Origin of the sequence: Microvirga terrae, assembly GCF_013307435.2 — a bacterium.
In the GTDB taxonomy this organism is placed as follows: Bacteria; Pseudomonadota; Alphaproteobacteria; order Rhizobiales; family Beijerinckiaceae; genus Microvirga; species Microvirga terrae.
In genome coordinates this window covers 68,884-91,348 of sequence record NZ_CP102847.1, presented here as the reverse complement: position 1 = coordinate 91,348, position 22,465 = coordinate 68,884, and the positions used below count along the sequence as shown (strand labels likewise).

Sequence of the window (22,465 nt, the reverse complement as noted above, 5' to 3'; positions counted from 1 at the left end):
GGATGAGTAGAACACCCGTAGGAGAAATTAGACCGAGCCAGCTGCTGTGGACCTATGGTCCCGGAGCCCTGGTAGACCTTCCAAACCTCTCGGTAGTCACAATGGGGATCGATCGTTGGGAGAAGGACAGGTGTCAGCCCATTCAAGAGGCGCGGCTTCTGGCCAACGTTCGCAAGGTCCTTGGCCCTCAAGTTGAGGCGCTGCGCATGCCACCGATTGGCGACCGTGACATCAGTGACCCCTTTTCGGCTGCCGCTTTGGTCGGCGTTCCGGTGAAGCCGTTCCCACGATGGCTCCGCTGTGTGAAATGCGGCCTGCTTTCGACCTACGACGCCGGTCTTTTCAAGCTGAAGGAAGATCGTTATCGACCGGAGCGTACACGCTTCGTTCACGAGGGCTGTCGAGGGTCGAGCAACGATCAGAGAGCGAGGGATGCCGATGCGGTACCGGCCCGCTTCCTGATGGCATGCCGGGATGGCCATCTGGACGATTTTCCGTGGCACTGGTTCGTTCATGGCGGCCCCAGTTCGTGCCGAGCGACCTTGCGATTTTTCGAGAGTGGTGCATCTCTCCAAACTGAGAACCTTTGGGTCAAATGTGATGGCTGTGGCGCGTCGAAGAACATGGCGCAGGGCTTTGGGCAAGCCGGTCGCAGCAATCTACCTGCCTGTCGTGGAAGGCATCCGCATATCGATCGGTTCGCAGACGATTGTTCTGAAGAGCCACGAGCGATCCTCTTGGGGGCCACGAACAGTTGGTTCCCTGTGACTTTATCGGTTCTGGCGATTCCCCAAACGGGGAGCCCCTTAGATCAACTGGTAGCCGATGGTTGGACCTTCTTCGAAGATGTCGGCTCCGCTGAGGAGGTCGCGTTCACGGTCAAGACGCTCAAGAAGACGGCACAACTCCCCGGGATCGAACAGTTCACGAGCGACCAGATTTGGGCGGCCATTGAAAAGCACCGCACTGGTGGCTCGGAAGTTGAGCAGAGTGATCTCAAGGGTCCTGAATGGGATGTGCTCACGGCCGAGAATCCGCCGACGGACTACCCGCATTTTATGAGCAAGAAGGTGGGTGTCCCGCCTGGCTTCGGTTCGACCGTCAGCCGCGTTCTCCTCTTGGAGCGTCTGCGTGAGGTCAATGCGCTCCTTGGGTTCACGCGGGTCGAGTCCCCCGACGAGGGCTCAGGAGATGATGCGGCACCCCGTGCTCCGCTCGGACGCGCCGCGCCAACCTGGGTGCCGGCCACACAAGTCCACGGCGAGGGCATCTTTATCCGTTTCGACGCCGATGCTTTGAAAACATGGGCAGAGAAGGATGCGGTCAAGGCCTTGGACGCGAGGCTTCGGCAGGGGCATCGCGGATGGCGCCGCAAGCGGAAACTCGATCCGAACGAAGGTTATCCGGGGGTCCGCTATGTGATGCTCCACACTCTTGCCCATCTGTTGATCCGAGAGCTGGCCCTTGAGTGTGGGTACAATGCTGCCAGTATCCGCGAACGGATCTATGCCGATGTCGAGGATGGGCGGGATCAGGCGGGCTTTCTCATTTATACAGCCGCAGCCGACTCCGACGGAACCCTGGGGGGATTGGTCGAACTGGGAAAGCCTGACAACCTCGGTCGCCTCCTCCGTCAGGCGTTGGACCGTGCCCACGTTTGCGCCTCAGACCCATTATGCTCCGAGCATGATCCCAGTAAGGACCAGTCGCTGCACGGTGCCGCCTGCCACGCCTGTTCCTTTGTTTCCGAAACCTCGTGTGAGCGCGGCAACCGCCACCTCGACCGTTCTCTGGTGGTTCCCACGCTCGAAAACCCCGACGCTGCATTCTTCAGGACGATCTGATGGAGCCATTGCTGAGCGCCGTCTCGGACCTCGTGGCATTGTTGCCTCCCTCTAGGGTCGAAGCCGTCGCAGAGCGGGTGCGTGGCTCATCCCCAGCCGGCAGCGACCAGATCCTGCACCAGCTCGTATCAACGCCAGCCGCACGCGCCGTGCTCGATCGTCTTCTAGTCGGGTGGAAAGTGACGGCGACACCAGGAGACGTATTGGCAGGAATTTTGGTCGGCGCCGCATACGCACGTCAAAGGGCATTACGCGAGAGTAGTATTGATCTCGTCTGGACCGGTCCAACGACACCGATCGTGGCGACCCGGCGTACCGAGCAGGTGCTCCTGGACATCATTCGCCGCGCCGAACATGATATCTTCCTCGTGAGCTTCGTCGCGTATGATGTTCCGTCTGTCGTTCAAGCACTGACTGCCGCAGCCGGCCGCCGCGTCGAAATACGAATCCTTCTGGAGACATCCACCAGCCATGGGGGGAGCTTATCGATCGATCCCATTGATATGATGAGGGATAATGTGCCTTCTGCACTACTGTATGTCTGGACAGACAGAGAGCTCCCATTCAGGGATGGACGGGTCCACGCGAAGGTAGCCGTTGCAGACGGAAACACCGCATTCCTGACGAGCGCAAACCTGACGGGACACGCGCTCGAAAAAAACATGGAGGCCGGCGTCGTCATCAGGGGAGGGCACATTCCGGCAAGCCTACGGTCACACCTTCATGCCCTGATAGATATGAAGATCGTGCGACAGGTTTAGATCGCCTCCTTCAGGCTCCTTTGACGGTAAAGACCGGAGCCCACTGTAGAATATCCATAAAATGAAGGCGATGAGCGAAAGAGTCGCCGACCGTTCCTATGACGTTGGCATATCGTCGAAGTGAGTCCACTACGACGGCAATACCGATCATGTTCAGGCCTCTATAGCGAAACCTGACGAAGAACATGGAGCCGTCCATAGGAATATCTCCAGAGTTGCCTGGCCTCCAATGATTCTCGGCCGGTAGAATCGATGCAAGATCCAAGAGCTCGTCGAAAGGATCGGGTTCTTCATTGGCCTCACAGTTCAAGGTTCCCGCATCGGCCAGCTGGGATCCGTCCGTGAACAAAGTCTTGCTCCGCAAGATGCATTGATGCGTTCCATTTGAGATCTCGAATCCGGCATCTGCGAGCGCATCAATGACTCGGTCGCCGAATCGGACCCAAGACTCTGGTGTAGAGGTCGTGAAGGTACTGGCGAGGGTTTCTTGAATTATAGATGCTGGTGTTTGGGTCATGATTTCTCCTCGCGACCAGCATCAGCGGAATGCGTGAAAGGAACCAGTGACCTCAGGTCGGTTTCATCGCAGATGCGAGGTTTGGCCTTCTGGTTTGCATGAGTAGAGCGCATCCTCTGGATGAGGCGCAATGCTGCGCAGATACAGGAGCTGCCAGATGAAGATTCTCAGTTTTATTGCGTCGATCTTTGGGTTCTTTGGTCATGTTTGGAACGCATTTATCCAGACAATTCGGCCTATCCTTGAGGCCTTTGGCTTCGTTCATCCTCAACCCGAAGACATCACGGGCGATGTCGCCGAGGGAGCTCTCGCTGAGGCTCGTTCGCAGCGGTCTTCGCTCGATCGGCGACCCGTTGAAGTGTGGACGACCATACAGCGTTTCGACGCAGTCAGGCGATGGGCTATATGGAAGACTGGCGGTAAAGCCGGCCCCGAGCCGTCACTCGCGGGTTTCACTTTGCGTGAGCGACTGAAGATCAAGCAAGCACGCCCAGCTGAGCTCGATACGCTGGCAATCCGTCATCCTCAGGAGATCGAAATGTGGCTTACCGGGCCATCCGTTCGCCTCAAGGCTCTAACCGAGGCTGAGCTTACTGAGCGCAGGCCAAAGGTCGCTGCCGTTTACATGGCGGCGGAACAATGGCGTGCTAACACCGGAATGGATATGACCCGTCGTGAAGCCGCGTCTAATCGGTCATCTGCAAGGGCAAAGGCCTTACTCGCGGAAACCAACGAACTAATGGCCCGAACGAATGCTCTCGTTGGAACTGGTGGCGAGTCTATCTACACTCTGAAATCTCGTGCTGCAGCCTGAGAACTTGTGCCATCAAGTCCTCTACTAACAGTCTCAGTTGAGCATTCTCACTTTCAAGAGCTGTTACAGCGGCTCTTTCCATTTCTAACTCTTTCACGAGTCCGCCGACCGCACGGATGGCTCGGTCGCTTTCAATGTAGGTTGGAGCGGGACGGCCGCTTGCAGCGAGACCCATCGCGAGCCCATTGATAAGTCCCTCGGTGGCATGCACTACTCCAAACGCCGACATGTGCGCACTCCGTTTCATTGAAGTCATGTATAACACAGCTTGCGTTGCGAGTTCCTCAGTAGAATTGGCGTGCTTACGCTGAACTGTGGATAATCAAACGAACTATTCCGTGCTCCTGTCAGGAGGGCTTCTGCAATTTTTAGCAGGATATGCAATGCGAGCTTCAAGGGCAGCTCCGGTGCCGCACTGCTGCCGGGTAAGTGTTGGATCAAGCCGGTGTCCGATAACTAAAAATTATCGGACATTGTTCATGTCGGGCGCGAAGTCAGTACAAAGAAAAGGAAGCTATATAGGACTTAGCTTCTAAAGCAGGTTGAGTTCACCTATCAGACACTCAATCCCAATGTTGAAACCCATGCTTAGATAGCCATCTAACCAAGAAGTCATCTCAGTATCGGCGGTGGGCACGCACGATCGTGCCCATTGTCTTACCAGTCGTTGCGTCCACGCCGACAAGGACTTGAACTCGTGGCTTTTGAAGCTCTTTAATCGCAATTGCGAGAGCGATTTCTCCATCCATTCGGATCCAGCGGCCAGCCAGATCGAGACCGTCGAGCATATGTGAAACTCGGTGCTCGTTGAGAGCGATCAGGCCATCCAACTCTTTTGACTTCATGGACAGATAGTGCGTTACGTCCAGCACCGTGAAGGCAGCAACCGGTGCCCCGATGTCATCGGTGCAAACGATCGCAGGACGCTTTGCGTCAACGTTGCCGACGATCTCCATGAGAGTCGTGTCATGCTTCACTTCGACGAATCCGGAGTCGAGCTTTGATGCCAGCGGTACTGCCACTCCGCCATCGCGCTTCGGTCTTGTTCGGATGACTGCATTCAAGGTTGTGTGATACTTCATCCATTCCGCAGTCTGGGTGCAACGCAATGTCACGAGCCGCACTGTCTTGGCATAGATATCGGTCACGTTCATGTCGAGAACGGGTTCGTGATGGGCGACACGGTTGCGGAAGGCATTGATTGGTTTGACGAGGTTCTGGATGTCCTGTCGGCTCTCACCGTGTACGAGGTTCGGAAATGCAATGTTGACCGTCGTGCGCCAGAGATTGCCATATTCAGACCTGAACAGGTTCGACCAAAAGTCGAAAGTCAGCGTTGCGACCACCTGGTCGCGCCCCGAATTCTGACCCGCCCGCTGAATCGCCTTGTCCAAGGTCGCTAGCCCCTCCGGCGTTAGGGTCTGATTGCGAAACGCGTCCTCGCGATGCCAGCTTGTCCCGAACTTCCGAACCAAAATCTCGTCGACGGCATTTCGCAGCGTAACCTCGACCACGCTCAACGGGTACAGGAACGCCTTTGCGACCCTTGCATTATACAGATAGAGAGCGAGGGCATATTCCTCGTGATTGCCCGCTTTCTCGAGGTAGGTCGCGAATCTTGGTTCGGAAATGGAGGCTCTGATGGCCTGCAGCTGGGCAGGCTGATACGGATAAGGAACTTGACTTTCGGCCATAGAGATCCGATAACCTCGCTCAAGCAGTCGAACCGGCCCCACTGGCTTTGCTAAGCGCCATCGACACCGTTTCTTGTGCACCAGGTCAGGCCAGTCCTCACCTGGTGTTTCATTTTTTGGGCTGAAATTCCAAACCCAAATACGTTTTCGGACATCTGAAACGCGGCATGTTCGAAATGAAGTTACATCAGATGAATGCCGCGCTCACGTTCGAAAGGGTCCGTAATTTCACTGGCCTCTGTAGGATGTTCTGCGGGAGCCACAAGCTGGTGCCAGAAGTTTTGGTCAAATGCTCCGCTTAGGTAGGCGTATCGGCACGCTCCGATCAGTGCTAATCGATCCCATCCCGAGCCGCGCCCACCCACCCCGAATGTGCTCTCAAGTTCATAGAAGGTTAGAGGGACAGTGCCGTCGCGCCATTTTCTGTCGAGGTAGACCAGCAGCTCGTGCATCAGATCATTCGTGACAGCGAAATCATTCCTGAACGGTTTGTGCCACGGTGTGCCCTCATGGAAATACGGATAGACGTCCCGATCCCAAGCGAAGACGTAAGCATCATCGAGCCTTACACCGGGCCCGTTTGTTAAGGCAGCCACTATGATCTGAAACTTCATAGCCATGAAGGATTGTCGGGTTGTTTGGGTACTAAGCCCAATCGTCGTCAGACGCCTGATCGCTTCGGCCCGAGAAGGCAGATCAGCCTGGGCTGAGCGCCACTGGTCAATACGATTCATGAGATCGGCTTCCACCCGCAGTTCGAAGCGCTCGCTTTTGGCCGGCGGCACCGTAGCTATCTCCGGTTTATACGTACATATGTACGGTATGTACGGGCTCATTCCCCCGCTGTCAATTCAGAATAGCCGTCTATAGCTCTCCATTTTCCTCCATCCGGAAAATGGCGAATTTTTCCGGCAATCTGTGGGGAAGTTCCGGCAATCTGTGGGGGAAATCGCCCGGAGTGTGAGATAAAGCTTAGATATTTCAGCGCGTTACGGGATGCGCCAGGATCATGAATATATAGAATAAGCTTGGAATGTTCGTCAGGGCCAAAAATGGGAGCCGCGGAGATGCCATTTTCAATCCCCCAACCCCCATCCGACGAGCCAATCCAAGAATGGGCGGAGGTAGAGACGGTTCGGCTCAGACACTCGTCGGACCTGGGCGAGCGTCTTTATCAGGCAGATCGGTCCGTGTTTCACGGGCCAGTGTGGAATCGCCGAATGTACGAGAGGGTAACCCTCCTTACGGCATGGCCTTAGCGAGCGGTCAAAATCCGCCCGCCAAGGGCGAATGTCGCGGCAAGTGAAGTCGCCCGAGCCTGGTTGGGACGGTGCCCGACGGACAGGGACTAGCTTCGGCGGAGGGAATCCTATCTCTCACTCAAAGGCCGACAGGCCTGTCGAACTGCTTAGATGAGTCCCGCTGGACGGAAGCTTTGCGTGTCTAAGCCTCGGCCAAGTCAGTCCTGCCACTATCAAGGCGATGCATCGTCGGGTACCGCCTAGAACCGCCGGTTATGCCGAGCAGAGCGGCTCAATTGGCCAGAGGCAAGAACTCCGCTCGTTTGTCCGGTTTGGGGTCTCTACGCCTCTTTTCTGGCCTTGCAGGCACGTGACGATTGACGGATTTTCCATTTGAGGATCCATCCGGCGCGGATGGCTTATCGGTTTGGGGCGTAGGACTTTAATGATCCGATTAATTGTGCGGACTCGCCTCATTGCGGGACGGGTCAATCCGGCCTCGGCCATTGGCAAACCAAAACGATCGTTGGCAGGTCCTTCGAAGGTCAAGGCATGTTTTCGTACCCAACCCTCACACGCCCCTCGGTGGGACACCGAGCGATGGAGGCGCCATCCATCCCAATGGAGCCATCCATGATAATCCGCCGATCATTCAATGATGGCGAGGGGAGGGCTGATGGCTGAGCCGACTCTCTCGGTCGAGGCCGTCCATCTATTCAATATATTCAGGATTTTGACGCCCTCAATAAGTGCATGAACAATCTGAAGTTTTTCTCACGTTCCGGGCGATTTCCCCCACATTTTTTAGGAACTTCCCCACGGATTGTCGATGAAACCCACCATTTTTTGGATGGAGAGAGATGGGAGAGTTTGGATGGCAATTGGATCACCCAAATGGCGAAAATCGGTGCGTGACAGACACCATCCCGACGGTTTCATTCAATCCAAAAACACCCGAACCGCCCTATCCCCGCCATGATGGATAAACCAATCTGGCGATGGAAGGCTCCGATGGGCCAACTTGATGCGGAGGATGGACGAGAGGTAACGTCCAAACTGAAGTAAGTAACGCCCAAAATGAAGTACTTAACCCATTGATTTAGATGAAGTTCGTCCATTTTCATCCGCCATCCTGGCTCCAATAGAGAAATGGATCGGACACCCTTCGAACGGAACGCCAAAATGGCTGGATGGACGGTCTCCACTGGGCAGCGCCCATCGGTTGGCTATGGCGGCGCTGAAGGTGTAAGGCAGGTCGACCCTGTCCCGAGTAAGCTTGGCGGCAGGAGGAGTTTCATTCCTGATCCTGTCAATGAATGTCCATGGCATGACCGTGGCCACGCCGGGGAGGACCAGATGGAACCCCTCGCCTCTCGTCCGGCTCAGGGTGTCCTGTCCCACACTCTCCCGGGGCAGGCTTTGGTGAAATGGCGAAGAGCGGTGCCGCCCCCATTGTGCCTGTGCGTGTCGCTGATGGCCTTGTAGTGATCGATGTCGATCACAGCAATGCGGACGCTAGACCCTGTGGTCTCATGCTCGGCTGGTGTTTAGGGTAGAGTTCGCGAAACAGGGCTTAGTGTCGACAAGGAGTACATCCCGGAGATCCCCCGTCTCGCTGTGTACCGCTTCAGGTAATTGGGTGTGACCCGAGGATCATGTGTAGTCTGCCAGAAAGGCGCTAAGCCTTCGGCTGCGTTCTTGATCCCAAGCTGCAAGCACGGCATCCAGCTCGTCTGCCAACTCGCGAGCGGACGTCTCAAGAAGCCGGTCCAGTCTTGCCGCGTCAGGAGCCATAAAGAGGGAACGCTCGATGGCTGCCACTAGGCTTCGCGGATCGAAGGGCGTAATGGAGCCGATCTCTGCTGGCCGCGAGCTTTGTCCAGTTTCGCGCATGGCTTGGACGGTGGAATAGCAGAATACCTTCAGGTTCTGGCGGATTCCGCTCCCGTGGAAGTTAAGCCATCCCTCGGAGATCGGGGCTTGAAGGACTGTGCGTCTGGGATCCTGGATCGACAGGATAAGCGACGAGTCGAACCCAGGTGTCTCTCCGTGCAAGCTTGCGGCATATCGCTCAAGCCACTCAGAGCCCGGATTTAGGGTCACGTACAAGTGGATGCCGACCATTGATTCTGTCTCAGGATCGAACGCCGCCGCCCCAAAGGTATCGTACCGTTCCGTGCTTACGAAGGCTGCGGATCCGTCTGTAGGCAGGGTCTCGTCGATTTCGCCGAACAGCTGACCGCTGATGCAGCCCGCACCAGCACCGAAGTCCTGATAATCGTCCACGGTCTCGGCAGACACCAGAAGCGTACGTGCCTTCAGGCGGAACGCCGGGATGATCCGGCCGCCAGGGCCGAATGGACCAAGCTCGAGCCAAACCCAAAAAACAGGGTGAGCGTTGGCTTCGAAGGTCCGGCTTGAAAGTCCGGCATCTATCAGTCGGCCCTTCAAGTCGTCCGCGAGGTCACCGTATGCATCGCTGAGTTCTATTGAGACTTGGCATGGCGCAGGATCAAAGCCGGAAACGACTCCGAGGAAGACTGAAGGGCAGGGGGGCAGATCCCCGTCCCTGACTGCTTGAGGAGCAAGGATCGAATCGATAGTGCCACGGGTGCTCGACTCCCATGCACCGGTCAGGTTGCGCCTCAATCGAATGTGCTGCGCCTTGATCAAGTGATCGTTCAGGTGAAGGCGATCGACCATTGCACGAGAGGCCATCTCGAGAGCTATCTCCAGGTCATCCCAGGTATGCTGGATAAGATCCTCGTCGGAACTCTCAAGTGCCGTATCGTCGAAAACTCCTGTTAAGAAGCTGGTGCCGGAGACCAGTTGGCGTAGAAACGCATCCTCCTCTAAGTGACCCGCCAGCCTGGCGGCCGTGCGTGCAATTTTCAGGTACTTTCGGATGTCCTGGGTCGCTGCCTCCGCGCGCTCCTCCTGTTCTGCAGGTTGAAGATCCGGATTGATGGCGAACCGAGGTAAGCGTTTGGTGGAGTCATGCTCGCCACCCTGGCCTGCGGCCTGGAGCACGTCCTTCCTCTTGATTGAGGGCTGGCCCGCTTCGAGACTTTCAAGGATCCGCCACAGGTTGTTGGCAACCTGACGCCTCTCGGATCGCCTCTTCATCAGAGGCTTTCTTGCGATCCGCTGTCGAATCGCCTCGAGCTGCCTCTCCTCGAAGCGGTGGCGCTGTTTCTCGGCACGCTGACGCTGCTCTTCGTCCGGCTGACTATGTCCAGCAACGATTTTCAGGTTCACCGACGGGGTGCTTGGGACCTTACCATCTCTCATCGGGCGGACCCTCCATAACGCTTGGCATATCGACCTTGGCGCTGGCGCCTTGGATTGTGGCGTTTGGCTCCCCGGTAAAATCGACCAGTCCAGGTCTGGTGGTTGACCACCGTGACCACGCTTCCGTTGTCGGCCATGAGCACTACCGTGTTGGCAGCTTGATCCAGAGTCGCTTTCGGAATGTCACTGAAAGACAGCTGAGCCAGCGTATGATGGGATAGCGATAGGGCGAAGGTTCCCTCGCCGGCGTGATACTCCCTATCCCCCTCCTCGAGAACCAACCTCAGTACCTCGGTCTGGATCCCACGCTGTTGGCACCTCGTGCGTGCATGTCGGGTCATTGTGATTTCTTCGGTTGCCGTTTCGATGCTTTCCATCGCCTCGTCTCCTTCTGACCCAATCAACATGGGGCAAAGAGACCAAGCCTTCATTCCGAAACTGGGAAATGAATACCCGTATTTTAGGAAACCGTCAGCGGAATTTTTGGAAAATCAGGAGCGAGGAACACGGGCGGTCGACCCGAAACTTGTGCAGCTTTTCCGTTATTTGTGCAGTTTCGGCTTGATCTGTGCAGTTTTGAGCTGAAATCATGAACAATGACGTCCGTTCTGTTTGGGACGATCTGAAGCGTATCTGGCACTCTCATTCTATGATCGTTGCGGCCGGTTGTAAGAGAGGGAGGCCATATATGTTACAAACACTTAGAAGTCATTCGGGTGCCCGTGTCATGCCCAAGAACCCGCCAAGATCCGGTCGCGTCATGCCCATTCCAGGAGCTCTCAAGGACCGGTATGAGGGCTACGTGGCGCTTGCATCAAACGGCTTGGCCGGTCGCAGGCCCAGTCGTGGGAAGGATTATCTCACCAAGGCACAGTTGATGGACGAAATCGGCCAGCAGCCGACCGCCTTCGGCAACATCAATCGCGGGCGGAATGCCATCACGATCGCTGACGCCATGGCCTTGGCTACGAGCCTCCGCTGCAATGTCGAGGACCTGGTCTTCCTTGACTGGCCAGCCCGCCAAGAGATCGCGAAGCGCCGTGCCGAGGGCCACCGGAGGTGGAAGCAGGCCAAGGTTGAGAGGTTGCGCAGGGCGATGTCCGCCTTCCCTCTCCCGCTGAGCGTCCCGGAATCATGGGAGGCTCTTGCCGAGGCCCTTGGTACTTCGAATATGCGTCTCGTCATTCGCAAGCCTTCCAGTCAGGAGGCAGGCCTCGAGGTGGCTGACATCATTGATGGGGCACACGGGCGCCTGCAAAACGCAGGCAAGTTGTGGAAGTCGAACAAGGAATTCGCCGCCGCAAAGTCGCTCGAAGAGTACGCCGCCGAACTCAAGACAGAGGCAGGCCTCCATCTTCTCTGGGGACGATACGTGGAACGCACGCACCCGGACGACGATCACGGCTTTATCTGGCTCCGCAAGGTACTCGTTGTGAAGGTTTCGCGCTTTGCCGGCGAGCCAGACTTCACAGTCGACCGATCCCACGAGCCCCGTGAAGAGTCTTTCCCCGAGCATAACCTCAACGAGGAAGATGATCACGGTATGGCCGATTACATCGCGTGGTGTGGAAATCGCCCGTTCTGGGAGGAACTGCGCTGAGAGTGCAGGTATCAAGAGCAGGGAGCTAAACAAAGATGTGCAGGTCTCTTTCCGCCTACACGAGTCCCTCGAAAGTTGCACGGATGAAGTTGGGTGACCGGTTCGAGGGCATGACGGCTTTCGCTTTCCGTGGGAGAGTCGTGAAGCAGTCCACGCACGATGTCCTTGCCTCAGGCAAGCACCTTGAGTGCAAGAGCCGTACCCGCGGATCTGATGGCTGCTCCTTCAGGATCGCCCTGTATCCGAAATACTTCGACGGCCGCACGCACGGGATCGTATTCGGGTACTTCGATGAGAGAGAACTCCTGGAGAGTGCCTATCTCGTCCCCACTAAGGCGTTGAAGCCTCACTTTGATGCGAACGCCGAGGAGTTTGAGGGATCGCTCCGCTGGCGTCCCACAAAGGCCTTCATCGAAGGAATGCCGGAGCGGCGGGACATCACCGCACATCTCCGGCGCGTCGAGGATCTCCTTCCTTTCTAGCAGATCTATTATCCAGGCGGGCACAGCTCACCTTGAGCGCGAGTGCCTGCCGCAACTTGGGGCGATGGAGAATGGCAAAGAAGCAGATGCTGACAGCTGTGGAATCAAAGAAATTCATCCGTCAGGCTGTCGATACCTGGGAAAGTAAGCTATCAGTTGGAGCAACGATCTTCAGCGGCCTGAGTGGGCAGGTGTATTGGCACCAGAGTCTCGGAGTATGGGGCCACTTCTACAACGGATTTACTGAGGGGAATTACCAGGGAAACTACTGGAATGTCTTTGGTCGAGTCCCGCATCGATTCCGAAAGAACATGATCGTCGAAATTAACCCGCCTGGAGTCGGCATCAATACTAATGTCCAAGGGGTTGTAGCCGTTGATGCCGATGGTGACCGCTGGGTGCTTCACCAGGGCCGCCTTCACCCGTCCGGTGTCCGGATTACGGAGGAAATGTTCGACGCCGCAACCTCAATGGAAAGGGTATCGGTGCAGTTCTCCAACTCCGAGGTGGTGGACTATTACAAGGTAGCCAACATCGACGCGCCGGCGGAGATTCTCCAAACGCAGATGGCCTCGTACGTAGGCGAGTGCTCCAAGGTACGTGTGTACTACATCGCAGGGGAGAAGGCCGCACAGGAGGAAGCCAATGTCGAGGCTGCGGAAGGGGCCTCGTCTCCTGAGAAGCAAGGCAGCTACCAAGTGGGCCCTCAAGGCCCAAAGGTGGTGGAACGCCGCCATGCCGACGTATGGCATGCTCTCACGAAAGCCCTTGATGAGCGCCAAATCAAGCATTCGAACGCACGGGTCGGACGACATGGTCCGGACCTACGGACATTCGGGAAGTCACCCATCCTGTTCGAGATCAAGTCAGATTGTACGGCCACGGACCTTCAACGAGGTGTCGGGCAGCTGCTCCTCTACGAGCAGCTTCTCGGATCAACTCACCGAAAGATCCTTGTCATTCCAGGCCCACCTGAAGACGCGATGGGCAAGGCCATCAAATACCTCGGTCTCGGCGAACTACACTACCGACGCAAGGGAAGATCGATCCGTTTCGACTGTCGGGATCTCAGCAAGCTGCTATCCTGAAATCCATCTGTTCATAAACCGAAGACGTTGTGGACTGAAGGACCATAACCATCACCCCAACCCCTTCCGGGTAAGCTCCTGATTGCACACGGGTGCTTAGTGGGTCCGTTTCGATCAGACGAGATCTGCCCTCGGTCTTCTGAGCTCGTCGATTGTTCCCAGAAACGACAGACGACGTATTGGGGGCATGGACCGCTTGGTTGCCTCGGAATATGGGGCTGTGACATTCCCAGTGCCGCAGGGATGCAATAGCCCCTCAAAGCGCCTGGTTCAAAATCCCGGTCACGTCCATTTTATGCCGACATGTGAGCTGGTACAGCCACAAATGATCGGACTGCTATTCATATTCGATTCCTGCCTGCCTCACAAAATCGTTCCAGAGGGTTTCCGCTACTTGTTCAGGAGTGAGCTTCGCGTCATCACGCCCGCCGAAGGAATGAAACCCACCATGGTGTTCAAGATAGAGGTTGTAGTCATCCGCCTCGACGCTGATCCAGCCGTTCGCTGTGTTAGTGCCGGCATGTCGCTCGTAGACATAAGAAATGTCGCCCATACCATGACGCCGCCCCTTGGAATTATGCACGGTGATATGGGCTTCACCGCCGCTTCGCTTCCCGCGGTTGACTACAGTACAGGTGAAAGCGGTTGGGCTCATCGGCTCGAATTTCGCTCTGATCTGACCCTCTAGGTCGTGCAGCTCGGCGCAGGAGCGCTCGAAATAATGCCGAATGGTTGCAAACGCCCCGTCGGCGAACTCCGCCTTCTGAATGCTGTCGAAGTCCTGTTTGACACGCGGGCGACGACCCGTCGTAGGGCTGACATTCACAACTGGCGTCAGCCTGCCCGAAGAGTCAGCTTCCATGCCTTCGATTATCCGACGCAAGCCCGTCACAATATTGAGGAACGCATTGTTCGGGTTCGTCCACTCCGAAATCGGCAGCCCGTCCTTGGGCAGAGCCATGAACTCGCTGAAGGGGGAGGCGAGCCAGTCGCAGGGCTCAAGAATGATTGGCACGATCCGGATTCTGCCCTGCTCATGCATCTTCCGCGCCTGCTCAAACTCCTTCTCGTAGCAATAAGTGGAGGCGAGGTAGTCCGGGCTCAGGAGAGCAATGAACAAGGTGCTTTCGTTTAGGTTGGCGCTGATCGTGTCGCCCAGCTTCGAACCAGCAAGGATCTTATGATCCGACCAGTCTTGAAGATCGCCCTCGCGGCGGAGCACCGACAGATGCTTGTGCAGTCGCTCAAGATATTTTTCGTCAGCGTGAGAATAAGAGATAAAAGCGTTGGCTGGCATGGGATTGACCGGATGCGACGAGGTGTTCAGGCCACTCTGGTGAAGGCCATAATGTTGAAAATGAAGGACGTTGCCTAAGCTAGGTCGTTGATAACTGCGGCAACTCCAGCGCTTTGATTGCGACTTGCGCCATCTGACCTCTCAGTCCAGAAATCTTGTCATGAAGCTTTTTGAGTTCTTCCGGATCAGTGGTCGAGCTGAGTGATTTACGGGTCTTGGCCAGTTTCGCGATCTGCCTGTTGGGCACAATGAGACGTTCACCGTCCACGATCACACCCGTAATCTCAGGCGGACGATCTGTGTATGCTTTCTCCTTGTGGTACCGGAGGCCAGAACGATGAATGACCTGCTTGATCCTCCAGATATCGTCAGGGTCGACTGACTGGCCGGAGATCGTCACATCATCAATGTATACAGTCAGTCGATAGCCCTTTTCCTTACAGATACAGGCGATCGCGTCCCAGGTATCGATGTGCGAATAGTACGCCATGATAGGGCTGAGACGGCTGCCCGTTGGCAAGCATCCTTTGTACGTGGCAAGGCGGGCAAGGGTTGCCGCAATGTCTTTCTCGCATCCCATAACGGAGCGGAAAAACCAGTAGACCCTGCGAGATGGCGTACTCGGAAAATACCTGCGAATATCAAGGCACCGAACATCTCTATTGCCCCGATGTTGTCCGGCATTCGAGACGTAACAGCGTCCCTTCACAGGGCAATAAAGATAGTCCGGAGGGGCGATCCTGGCTAAAACCTTAGCCAGGCGCCCCTGGACGACTTTGAGATACCGCTCTGGGTTCTGTACAGGGCGCATCTCACCATTCTTCTTGCGGATTTCGAACTCCTTATAAAGCGAGTCCGCATTTTTCGTCAGGCGGCGTAGATCCGCGACACTCACTCCCAAAAGGCGGGCAAGCTTTGCGCGGCTCCTCAGCTTGTAGAGCGGCGATTGATCGAGCTTATACAGTTTAGCGTTGGTCCGCATGTGCATGTTCTGAACGTTCCTCAAGGAACCGCATCAGACTGAGGATTTTGGACGCCACGAATGTCCGAGCTTGCTCATAAGCTCCTGGCTTATCCATGTTCTCAGAGAAGAACATGATAGAAGAAGCTGGAATGCCAAAGGCATCAGCATACTTATCGATGAGCTCAAGCGTGGGCTTCTTGTGTCCTTTCTCAATCTCCGACAAGTATGATTTAGAGATGCCGAGCCTTTCCGCAGCTTCTGACTGCTTGATGTCGTGATAAACACGGATCAAGCGAAGCGCTTCGTTCAGCATTGTGTTTCTCCTTGGCACTAAACAGGGCGGCGGATCACTCCCGAAGGAATTTGATGATCGCGAGGGCGATGTAGATCACCTGAGTGACCCACTTGCCGACTGCCACCAGGGTCTTGATCGTCTGCGGACGGATGAGGGCTTTCGCCCAGTTCCACCGCTTCCGAGACCCAACCCGCCGCCGTTCCCGGTCAATATCCTTCGATGTTTCCATCGATATCTCCTATCTTTGCCAACCAGAGCGGGATTGCTCTGATTGCCATCGCAGCAAAGAAAGGCGGGGCGAGAACGGTAACCCTGAAAGTACGGGCGTGCCCCCGCCATCGGGGGCACGCCCGTCCGGACCGCGCGCTCAGCACGAACCGGCCGAATGGTAGAAGGCGTTTGCCTTCCGCAAGGCTCCGGATGGAGCCTCAGTGAATGATGGCTTATCCCTTTGTAAGAATAATTGACCCTTAGGAAATTAGGGCGGACCTCAAGAGGCGTCAAGAAAAAAGTTCGCTGTCAGCGAACTTAGTTTACGCATACGCTTAAAAACGCGTGAGCAGTTACCGCGAGATCAAGGCTGCTTCGGTCGCCCTAGAGGGGCCTTTAATGGACAACTCGGACAGTTTCTCGCTTACCATCGATCCTTGGCCTCTATGGTGGCATGAGAGACCCAACTTTCTCTCGATATCCCAAAGGATCTTCCAATAACCGGGACGAGGGCGCCGAGCGGTGACGATGGGAGGGTCTCGGTTCTGATCCCTGCCTGTGCATTCCCGGTGGCGCTCTACCCCCTGCGTGTGATGAATAGGGTGGGTCTGTGAGATGAGGCCATTGTGATGACCCCGCCTGCTGTGTCCTTTTCCTACTCCGATCATGCGATCAAAATGCTCGCAGAGCGTGAGATCGAGCGGGAATGGGTGGAATGCACCATTTTGGCGCCTGAGACGACAGAGCCTGATCCGAAGCACCCGGAGAGGGTACTGGCCTTCCGCTCAATCCCGGAGCGAGACGGCAGAGTGTTGCGTGTGGTATATGTCCCTGGAGCGGGAACCCATCGGGTGGTGACCCTCTTTTTTGATCGGGGTCGGAGCCGGAGGCGATGAGAGCCCATTACGATGCTGAGGTTGATGCCCTTTACCTGCGCTTTGCTGAAACATCCGTCAGCGAGAGCGAGGAAGTTCGCCCTGGTATCGTGTTCGATTTCGATGCAGATGGCCGGATTGTGGCCGTCGAAATCCTCGATGCGTCAGAGCACCTAGCACCGGGTACGGACCTGCAGGCCTTGAGCGCAGCCTGACCCCCCTGAACGGCTCACCCCGTATCGTGTCAAAAAGCAATAGGAAGTGCTCCTCCGCTACGTTCGTGTGGCGGCCGAGGACAAGCCGAAACCCTGGTACCCAGATCCCACTCTAACAGGAATCAACGATTCGGCGTTTTCTGAGGGTGTCCGGAGGTCGGCTACACTCCGACCGCAGCCTGAGGAGACGCTCAAGCTCAATCGCCGCCCTTTCCTCGCCATCCTCGGCACGTGGGGCGGTTCTGATCATGAGGCCTGCCTTCGCCGAACCGGGCCTGCTGATGGTCGTCGTGAGCAAGGCCCCGTCCTGCGGATGCTGTTACAGCTGGGTCGATCATGTCCGCCGCTGGCTTCCTGATGGTGGTTCGGGAGACGCTCGACATCGGTCCGGTCAAGGTTCACCTTGGCATGCCCCAGGATCTCGCGTGGTGGCACCCGTTGAGGTCGGCCGCTACTTCATCAAGGGCACGTGACTGCGGACGCCATCAAACGCTTGCTTGCTGTGAAGTCCCAGGTGAGGGGATTGTCCGTTCCCGGGATGCCTGTCGGCTGGCCAGGCATGGGGGTTGGGGGTGAGAACGACAGCTCCGCTGCCGTACCGTTCGGGCCAACCGGCCAGATGACCTTCGCCCGGTGTCGGGGCTTCCGTCAGGTTTGATTGCCTCCCGCTCAAAGGCCGACCTTTACGACGAACTCGCCGTAGCCACGACTGTGCTGGAGATGCTCCCTTTTGTCCCTGATCTTGCGTCCCGCTCGCCCACTCCCCACGTCAGCATAGCCTTAGGGTCCGGGCCCCTCTGGCGAGCGGGTCGCCGCTCGCGATGTCGGACTTCTTCTCTTGCTTTGCGCCCACGAGCGCGACCGCAACGGGGAATCCACCATGGACTACATTGCTTTTCGGGCCACTACGGCTCCCAGCCATGCAAACCGGCTGCTGGCTACCGTAATCAGACTGGTGATCCTGGCTGCAGCCGGGGCTGTTCTGCTGACCCTTGTCCTTGTTGGCTTCTTCGTCGTGCTCCCGCTGATGGTGGTCGGCGGCATCGCGTCGTATTTTTACCTTCGCCGTCGCGTGCGTCAGGCTCAGCAGAGCTCGCGGGACGATGTGATCGACGCCGAGTATACGGTCATCGATCGCCGATAGAGCCTCTTGAATCTGCTTGGGTTGCCGAGAACCCTGCTCCTCCCCACGAGGTTGGGTCGGACACCCGTTCAAGCTTGGCTGACGTCGGCGAGTTCAATGGCGGATGAAATTGCCATGCAATCCGAGGGAAACGGTCGGCTGACGGCCGAAGCCGCAGGATGCATCGTTGCCGATGCTGGGCGACGCTACTTCGACAGCCGCCGATCCCGCGTCGACGCGTTCGTCGACCGCCACTTCTCGCTTGCCGGCTCGGCGGCGATCCATCGCAGGGCGGTCGGGTGGGACATGCTAAAGGCACCCGCCAACGTCACCCTCGCGGTGCCGCAGTTGGCCGCAAAACTCGCGGCGGCCGGGGCCCAGGCGGTCGGCGCCAAGCGAGCGGCGAGATATCTTGGCTCCCGCAACCTGTTGTTCGACACGGCCGTCGGTCAGGAGATCGAGTGGCTCATCATGACCGAGCTTCTGGAACTGCCATTCCGGCAGGGCGAGCGGGAGTCTCGCAAGGATGCTCTGGCCGAGACCATCCTGTCCGCCCCTGAGCTTCAGGAGTCGCTGAACGAGACCCTCCAGGCGATCGGCCGGCGTGGCGACGATCCTGAGTTCAGGCAGCGACTCGAAGAGGGCATGGCGACCTATGCCGGGACACGCGCCGCGGCTGCGGAAATCACGACAGCGTTGATGACGGTCGGGGCGGGAGCTGTCACGGTGAAGCAGGCCACTCCGGGTGTGATGACACTCGGCCCGGCCTTGGCGGCTGCACTGGCGCAGCAGGCCGCAATCGCGTCCTTTCCCCTCGGAACTGGCCTGGGCGGTATGTGGTACGGCATTTTCCCCGCGGCCGTATCACCGGCGCTGCTCAGCGGGGTCACCGGCGGGCTTCTGGCGGTCAGCTCGATCGCGGCCGCCTTTGCGGGCATTGTGGCTGATCCGATCCAGCGGCGCTTGGGCCTGCATCATCGTCGATTGCTCCGCCTGATCGATGCGCTTGACCGACAATGGCAGGCCGAGCACACGGAGGCTGGTTTCACCGCCCGTGACCCGTACGTGGCGCGATTGCTCGATCTCGTTGATCTTCTGGGCAGTGCCTATCGCTTGGCAAAGCCGTAGCAAAGCGACCGTTTGTTTTGTCCTCCAACGGACTGAGATGGGGCGTCCGGAAGGTGTGGTTCTAAGGCGTTTCACAGAGAAAAAGGCCGACACTCACGAACGGCTGATAAATGGATGGAGCAGGCTCCCTGGTATGGTCCGTTTCAGCCCTGAGCAGGCGCATGGCGATGACGAGCGCCTCCGCTCCGGTGTCGGCAAGGATCGCCGGCACAAACTTGTTTCCCTAGGCGGCTGTGACCAGGAACAGGGCGTTGGGACGGAGCGCTACCGTGATGTTCTAGCGGTTGTTGTGGCCATGGAGAGCATCACCACACGTGCTTAATATCCAAAGTCCGAGCCGATCGCCGGTATCAGGCGGTCCGCCGCTCTATGACAGTCACAATCTGCAGATCGGGGAAGCGGCCGAGTAGGTGACGGACAAGCGGATCGAGGCTCCGATCATTGGGGCTGAGCCGGGCAGGGCGTTTCGCTTCCGGCTCTCGGCCGCCCGTGGGGAGTGGTTTCCAGCTTGGTCCGCCCGGTTCTCGAAGTCTTAGGCCTCGTCCATCCGGTCTGTCTGGAAACTGCCGTCGACTGTGCTGAGGAAGCCGGTGCCGAGGTTTTCCTTGAGGGATGGTAGCGCCCTCCCGTATCTCCACCCCTTGAGTTAATGACCGTAAATTGGGCCGCAAGGCGTTGCCCACTCGTATGGGACCGCCATTTCGGGCCTGCGTGACATGAGGAGCGTTCATAGAGTCGGCTGGAGTGTCGGTCGAGATATTCCAGCCCGACAATGGATCCGCACAGGAGGATAAAGAGGTTCCCTCATTTCCCTGGGGAGATATCATGTCAATCTGGCCCGGAAGGACATCTAAGTCCACCGTAGGGTCATGACGATCCATGGAACCGTGCTTCAGCGAACCGTGGTATTCCTTTCTACCTATACACCGTTTGACACACTCGTCCTCGGTCGGCGCTGCCGTGGTGGTCTGGGAGATTGTAGATGCCGGCGCACGCTGGGCGGCACTGTCGATCGCGGTCTGCCAATGGCGGACAACGGTCGAGCGGCTGAGGGTGGCTCGTTTCGCGACGGCCACTTTTGACGTTGGCAAGCCCTCTGCTTGAAGAGCAAGAATGGCATTGACCATAGCCTCAAGCGACTTGGCGGTTTGCCTACTCGCAGCATATCGAGCGCCGACTTTCTGCCTCTCCCGCAGCGGTAGTCCGGCGACTTCAACCGCGCAGGCACCGCGGTCGCGGTCGTTCGCCTTCAGTCTAGCGGGATCCCAACGGTCAGCTGCGAACTCTACGACTTTATCCAGCACGGCCAAAGCCTGTCGGGGGCGCTCGAAACTAGAGATCGCACGGGGTTTCAACCGTTCAAACAGGTTCGCTGCGAGCAGAGCTCGGTCTTCAAGCCCGACCTGGTAGTCCGGATCTTCCGATCTGTGCATCCGCCGCAGTTCGTCGAAAGCCCACGTCTGACAGGTCGAAAAAACGATGTTGGACTGCTTTTTGCGCAACCCTGAGACGGCAACTGCACTCTCCCGCGCCATCACCGATAAGTTTGCCCGCGTATCCACGTGCAAGGCCCATTCGGAGAGTCTTAGAAAAACGTTGTCATTCCAGATTTTCACCGTCCAGAACGGAGACAGCGGGTTTTTCCCTTTGAGCGGATTGCACAGGCCGCCAGGATCGGCCCCTAACGGCAGCAAGGTCTTGCAGATGCCTGCGATGACTCCGCTAAGAAAACGCACGATATCCTTTCGGCAGCGCGGGTCGTCCGGGGCCCACCAGACTTCGCTGCCATAGGGCAGCAGGTACCAAAGATGCGGATTCCGGACTACCCCGGTCCTGGGGCATTCATCTGCGACAACAGCATGCGGGAGGCATGGTAAAGGCAACTGCTCGAGCGAAGCTCGAAGGTCGTCCCAAGACGCAAAGGTCTTGTCCAAATCAACCCGGAATCCGCCACGCATGACGTCGTTGAGTGTCACATACGGTGCGTCAAGACCAAGAAGCTTCGAATCCGGGTGGTAGACCCGTCCCTTATCCGAGCCGACAAGCAAATGTTGTTTTCGACGGGTCAGTTGTACGAATCTGCGGAGGACGTGCAGACCGGCCGAACGCAGTCCCTCCTCGCAGAATGCCGGCCAATGGCGACCAGCGATTTCACCGCCAAACCACACGAATCCCTCTTCGATCCGCAGTCTGACGAGCTCACGTCTGCTCAACGCGTTTTGAAAGAAGGGGTTATGGAAATCGACTGGGCGGCGCCTGGCCGGCCGGCTCAGAGCTTCTGTCCGCCGCAGGCAGCGGGTCTCCGCCCAGCGTGCTTCGAACAACTGCTTCGCATTATCATGAGCCGAAAAAGCCGGATCCCAATTAGGGATCGTCGAAGGCGGCACAATGGTCGTGAAACCGGGGACAATTCCTTCGAAATTTGAAGCAATGGGTCGGAGGTCAGATGCAATAGGGAAGGGGACTTTTTCAATCCTTTCAGTCACCGGCACCTGTCCCAGTGCGCAGTGGAGATATGGTTGGTGCTGCCCTGCATCGTTAAACCTTCAGCCAACAAGAAGAATTACGCTCACCTCGATTCGCGCAAACGTCAAGAGATGCCCTCCGTACCAAGGCGCGTGCACTTCGTCTTTTCTCGAAGGACACGGGAGAGGCAACGTACCGCTACACGATCATCACCGCAGAGTTGTTTCGTTAGATGGTGCGCGATGGTGGCCATTGGATCGCGGCCATCATCCTTTGGAACGAAGTTTATCTCGACTGAGTCCTTGAAGAGCGCCGCCTGGTGGCGAACACCTGCCGGATGAGCTTCTAGCCCAGTCTCGTCGAGTGGCCGCGGATCAGGGAAAGTCTCGTGTGAGAACGCTCGTCCATCCGCAGTGGAAATCGACTGCTCGAGAGCATCCCCTGCTGAGCTTGCCATCTGTGAAACTAAGCCTGAGATCGGCAGTGCCCCTGATCAATTACACCCTTTAAGTTGCTAGAACTCGGCAAGGCTCTAATCCAATTATAATCCAATAGTAAAC

General features: G+C 57.1%; 21 protein-coding genes. 11 read left to right on the top strand and 10 right to left on the bottom strand.

Annotated features, from left to right (window positions below):
- The first annotated feature begins 2 nt into the window (after positions 1-2).
- Both drmB and drmC read left to right on the top strand, forming a co-directional pair.
- Entirely contained in the window at positions 3-1,844 is a 1,842-nt protein-coding gene (drmB, locus tag HPT29_RS27655) for a DUF1998 domain-containing protein (RefSeq protein WP_173949780.1), read from the top strand.
- On the top strand, positions 1,844-2,605 hold the full coding sequence (gene drmC / locus HPT29_RS27650) for a DISARM system phospholipase D-like protein DrmC (RefSeq protein WP_173949781.1): 762 nt from the start codon (positions 1,844-1,846) through the stop codon (positions 2,603-2,605). Before drmB ends, drmC begins: the two co-directional genes overlap by 1 nt.
- Positions 2,606-2,615: 10 nt before the next feature.
- On the opposite strand, the gene HPT29_RS27645 is transcribed toward drmC, so the two are convergent.
- Entirely contained in the window at positions 2,616-3,122 is a 507-nt protein-coding gene (locus tag HPT29_RS27645) for a hypothetical protein (protein WP_173949782.1), read from the bottom strand.
- A 157-nt stretch (positions 3,123-3,279) separates the two neighbouring features.
- On the opposite strand from HPT29_RS27645, the gene HPT29_RS27640 reads away from it, so the two are divergent.
- Positions 3,280-3,936 (top strand): hypothetical protein, encoded by a 657-nt coding sequence (locus tag HPT29_RS27640; protein WP_173949783.1) that lies wholly within the window; start codon positions 3,280-3,282, stop codon positions 3,934-3,936.
- A 617-nt stretch (positions 3,937-4,553) separates the two neighbouring features.
- On the opposite strand, the gene HPT29_RS27635 is transcribed toward HPT29_RS27640, so the two are convergent.
- The 4 genes from HPT29_RS27635 to HPT29_RS27620 all read right to left on the bottom strand — a co-directional run bounded on the left by HPT29_RS27635 (position 4,554) and on the right by HPT29_RS27620 (position 10,539).
- Positions 4,554-5,630, bottom strand: coding sequence for an Abi family protein (locus HPT29_RS27635; RefSeq protein WP_173949784.1), 1,077 nt, complete (start codon positions 5,628-5,630; stop codon positions 4,554-4,556).
- A 182-nt stretch (positions 5,631-5,812) separates the two neighbouring features.
- On the bottom strand, positions 5,813-6,415 hold the full coding sequence (locus HPT29_RS27630; protein ID WP_173949785.1) for a hypothetical protein: 603 nt from the start codon (positions 6,413-6,415) through the stop codon (positions 5,813-5,815).
- Positions 6,416-8,524: 2,109 nt separating this feature from the next.
- The gene (locus HPT29_RS27625) at positions 8,525-10,162 is read right to left on the bottom strand and encodes a hypothetical protein (protein ID WP_259061120.1); all 1,638 of its coding nucleotides are present in this window, start codon (positions 10,160-10,162) and stop codon (positions 8,525-8,527) included.
- Positions 10,159-10,539 carry a DUF4258 domain-containing protein gene (locus HPT29_RS27620; protein ID WP_173949787.1) on the bottom strand — a complete coding sequence of 127 codons (381 nt, stop codon included), beginning with the start codon at positions 10,537-10,539 and terminating at the stop codon, positions 10,159-10,161. The genes HPT29_RS27625 and HPT29_RS27620 overlap by 4 nt, the downstream gene beginning before the upstream one ends.
- Before the next feature lie 350 nt (positions 10,540-10,889).
- On the opposite strand from HPT29_RS27620, the gene HPT29_RS27615 reads away from it, so the two are divergent.
- The 3 genes from HPT29_RS27615 to HPT29_RS27605 all read left to right on the top strand — a co-directional run bounded on the left by HPT29_RS27615 (position 10,890) and on the right by HPT29_RS27605 (position 13,332).
- Positions 10,890-11,762, top strand: coding sequence for a hypothetical protein (locus HPT29_RS27615; protein WP_173949788.1), 873 nt, complete (start codon positions 10,890-10,892; stop codon positions 11,760-11,762).
- A 140-nt stretch (positions 11,763-11,902) separates the two neighbouring features.
- The gene (locus HPT29_RS27610) at positions 11,903-12,244 is read left to right on the top strand and encodes a hypothetical protein (RefSeq protein ID WP_173949789.1); all 342 of its coding nucleotides are present in this window, start codon (positions 11,903-11,905) and stop codon (positions 12,242-12,244) included.
- A 71-nt stretch (positions 12,245-12,315) separates the two neighbouring features.
- A complete protein-coding gene (locus HPT29_RS27605; RefSeq protein WP_173949790.1) occupies positions 12,316-13,332 on the top strand; it encodes a hypothetical protein in 1,017 nt (338 codons plus the stop codon).
- 337 nt (positions 13,333-13,669) lie between these two features.
- On the opposite strand, the gene HPT29_RS27600 is transcribed toward HPT29_RS27605, so the two are convergent.
- The 4 genes from HPT29_RS27600 to HPT29_RS27585 form a co-directional block, all read right to left on the bottom strand.
- Complete coding sequence (locus HPT29_RS27600) at positions 13,670-14,629, bottom strand: toll/interleukin-1 receptor domain-containing protein (RefSeq protein ID WP_173949791.1); 960 nt, start codon at positions 14,627-14,629, stop codon at positions 13,670-13,672.
- Between the two features lie 79 nt (positions 14,630-14,708).
- Positions 14,709-15,611, bottom strand: a complete 903-nt coding sequence (locus HPT29_RS27595) for a reverse transcriptase family protein (protein ID WP_173949792.1) — start codon at positions 15,609-15,611, stop codon at positions 14,709-14,711.
- Complete coding sequence (locus HPT29_RS27590; protein WP_173949793.1) at positions 15,595-15,906, bottom strand: helix-turn-helix transcriptional regulator; 312 nt, start codon at positions 15,904-15,906, stop codon at positions 15,595-15,597. Before HPT29_RS27590 ends, HPT29_RS27595 begins: the two co-directional genes overlap by 17 nt.
- A 34-nt stretch (positions 15,907-15,940) precedes the next feature.
- On the bottom strand, positions 15,941-16,117 hold the full coding sequence (locus tag HPT29_RS27585; protein ID WP_173949794.1) for a hypothetical protein: 177 nt from the start codon (positions 16,115-16,117) through the stop codon (positions 15,941-15,943).
- Between the two features lie 610 nt (positions 16,118-16,727).
- On the opposite strand from HPT29_RS27585, the gene HPT29_RS27580 reads away from it, so the two are divergent.
- The 5 genes from HPT29_RS27580 to HPT29_RS27560 all read left to right on the top strand — a co-directional run bounded on the left by HPT29_RS27580 (position 16,728) and on the right by HPT29_RS27560 (position 19,439).
- Positions 16,728-16,994: a DUF4258 domain-containing protein gene (locus tag HPT29_RS27580; protein WP_173949795.1), complete on the top strand. Its 267-nt coding sequence runs from the start codon at positions 16,728-16,730 to the stop codon at positions 16,992-16,994.
- On the top strand, positions 16,991-17,188 hold the full coding sequence (locus HPT29_RS27575; protein ID WP_173949796.1) for a DUF2283 domain-containing protein: 198 nt from the start codon (positions 16,991-16,993) through the stop codon (positions 17,186-17,188). Before HPT29_RS27580 ends, HPT29_RS27575 begins: the two co-directional genes overlap by 4 nt.
- Before the next feature lie 469 nt (positions 17,189-17,657).
- The gene (locus HPT29_RS27570; RefSeq protein ID WP_349774741.1) at positions 17,658-17,846 is read left to right on the top strand and encodes a DUF411 domain-containing protein; all 189 of its coding nucleotides are present in this window, start codon (positions 17,658-17,660) and stop codon (positions 17,844-17,846) included.
- Between the two features lie 222 nt (positions 17,847-18,068).
- Positions 18,069-18,332: a hypothetical protein gene (locus tag HPT29_RS27565; RefSeq protein ID WP_173949797.1), complete on the top strand. Its 264-nt coding sequence runs from the start codon at positions 18,069-18,071 to the stop codon at positions 18,330-18,332.
- 114 nt (positions 18,333-18,446) lie between these two features.
- The gene (locus HPT29_RS27560) at positions 18,447-19,439 is read left to right on the top strand and encodes a DUF6635 family protein (protein WP_173949837.1); all 993 of its coding nucleotides are present in this window, start codon (positions 18,447-18,449) and stop codon (positions 19,437-19,439) included.
- 350 nt (positions 19,440-19,789) lie between these two features.
- On the opposite strand, the gene HPT29_RS27555 is transcribed toward HPT29_RS27560, so the two are convergent.
- Positions 19,790-21,925, bottom strand: coding sequence for a hypothetical protein (locus tag HPT29_RS27555; RefSeq protein WP_173949798.1), 2,136 nt, complete (start codon positions 21,923-21,925; stop codon positions 19,790-19,792).
- Positions 21,926-22,465: the final 540 nt, after the last annotated feature.

What these genes read in the sequence shown, in the direction of transcription:
- HPT29_RS27565 (WP_173949797.1), top strand. Translation starts at nt 18,069, where the DNA reads ATGGACTACATTGCTTTTCGGGCCACTACGGCTCCCAGCCATGCAAAC.
- HPT29_RS27575 (WP_173949796.1), top strand. Translation starts at nt 16,991, where the DNA reads ATGAGAGCCCATTACGATGCTGAGGTTGATGCCCTTTACCTGCGCTTT.
- HPT29_RS27595 (WP_173949792.1), bottom strand. Translation starts at nt 15,611, where the DNA reads ATGCGGACCAACGCTAAACTGTATAAGCTCGATCAATCGCCGCTCTAC.
- HPT29_RS27585 (WP_173949794.1), bottom strand. Translation starts at nt 16,117, where the DNA reads ATGGAAACATCGAAGGATATTGACCGGGAACGGCGGCGGGTTGGGTCT.
- drmC (WP_173949781.1), top strand. Translation starts at nt 1,844, where the DNA reads ATGGAGCCATTGCTGAGCGCCGTCTCGGACCTCGTGGCATTGTTGCCT.
- HPT29_RS27615 (WP_173949788.1), top strand. Translation starts at nt 10,890, where the DNA reads ATGCCCAAGAACCCGCCAAGATCCGGTCGCGTCATGCCCATTCCAGGA.
- HPT29_RS27625 (WP_259061120.1), bottom strand. Translation starts at nt 10,162, where the DNA reads ATGAGAGATGGTAAGGTCCCAAGCACCCCGTCGGTGAACCTGAAAATC.
- HPT29_RS27645 (WP_173949782.1), bottom strand. Translation starts at nt 3,122, where the DNA reads ATGACCCAAACACCAGCATCTATAATTCAAGAAACCCTCGCCAGTACC.
- HPT29_RS27620 (WP_173949787.1), bottom strand. Translation starts at nt 10,539, where the DNA reads ATGGAAAGCATCGAAACGGCAACCGAAGAAATCACAATGACCCGACAT.
- HPT29_RS27560 (WP_173949837.1), top strand. Translation starts at nt 18,447, where the DNA reads ATGCAATCCGAGGGAAACGGTCGGCTGACGGCCGAAGCCGCAGGATGC.
- HPT29_RS27600 (WP_173949791.1), bottom strand. Translation starts at nt 14,629, where the DNA reads ATGCCAGCCAACGCTTTTATCTCTTATTCTCACGCTGACGAAAAATAT.
- drmB (WP_173949780.1), top strand. Translation starts at nt 3, where the DNA reads ATGAGTAGAACACCCGTAGGAGAAATTAGACCGAGCCAGCTGCTGTGG.
- HPT29_RS27635 (WP_173949784.1), bottom strand. Translation starts at nt 5,630, where the DNA reads ATGGCCGAAAGTCAAGTTCCTTATCCGTATCAGCCTGCCCAGCTGCAG.
- HPT29_RS27580 (WP_173949795.1), top strand. Translation starts at nt 16,728, where the DNA reads ATGACCCCGCCTGCTGTGTCCTTTTCCTACTCCGATCATGCGATCAAA.
- HPT29_RS27590 (WP_173949793.1), bottom strand. Translation starts at nt 15,906, where the DNA reads ATGCTGAACGAAGCGCTTCGCTTGATCCGTGTTTATCACGACATCAAG.
- HPT29_RS27605 (WP_173949790.1), top strand. Translation starts at nt 12,316, where the DNA reads ATGGCAAAGAAGCAGATGCTGACAGCTGTGGAATCAAAGAAATTCATC.
- HPT29_RS27640 (WP_173949783.1), top strand. Translation starts at nt 3,280, where the DNA reads ATGAAGATTCTCAGTTTTATTGCGTCGATCTTTGGGTTCTTTGGTCAT.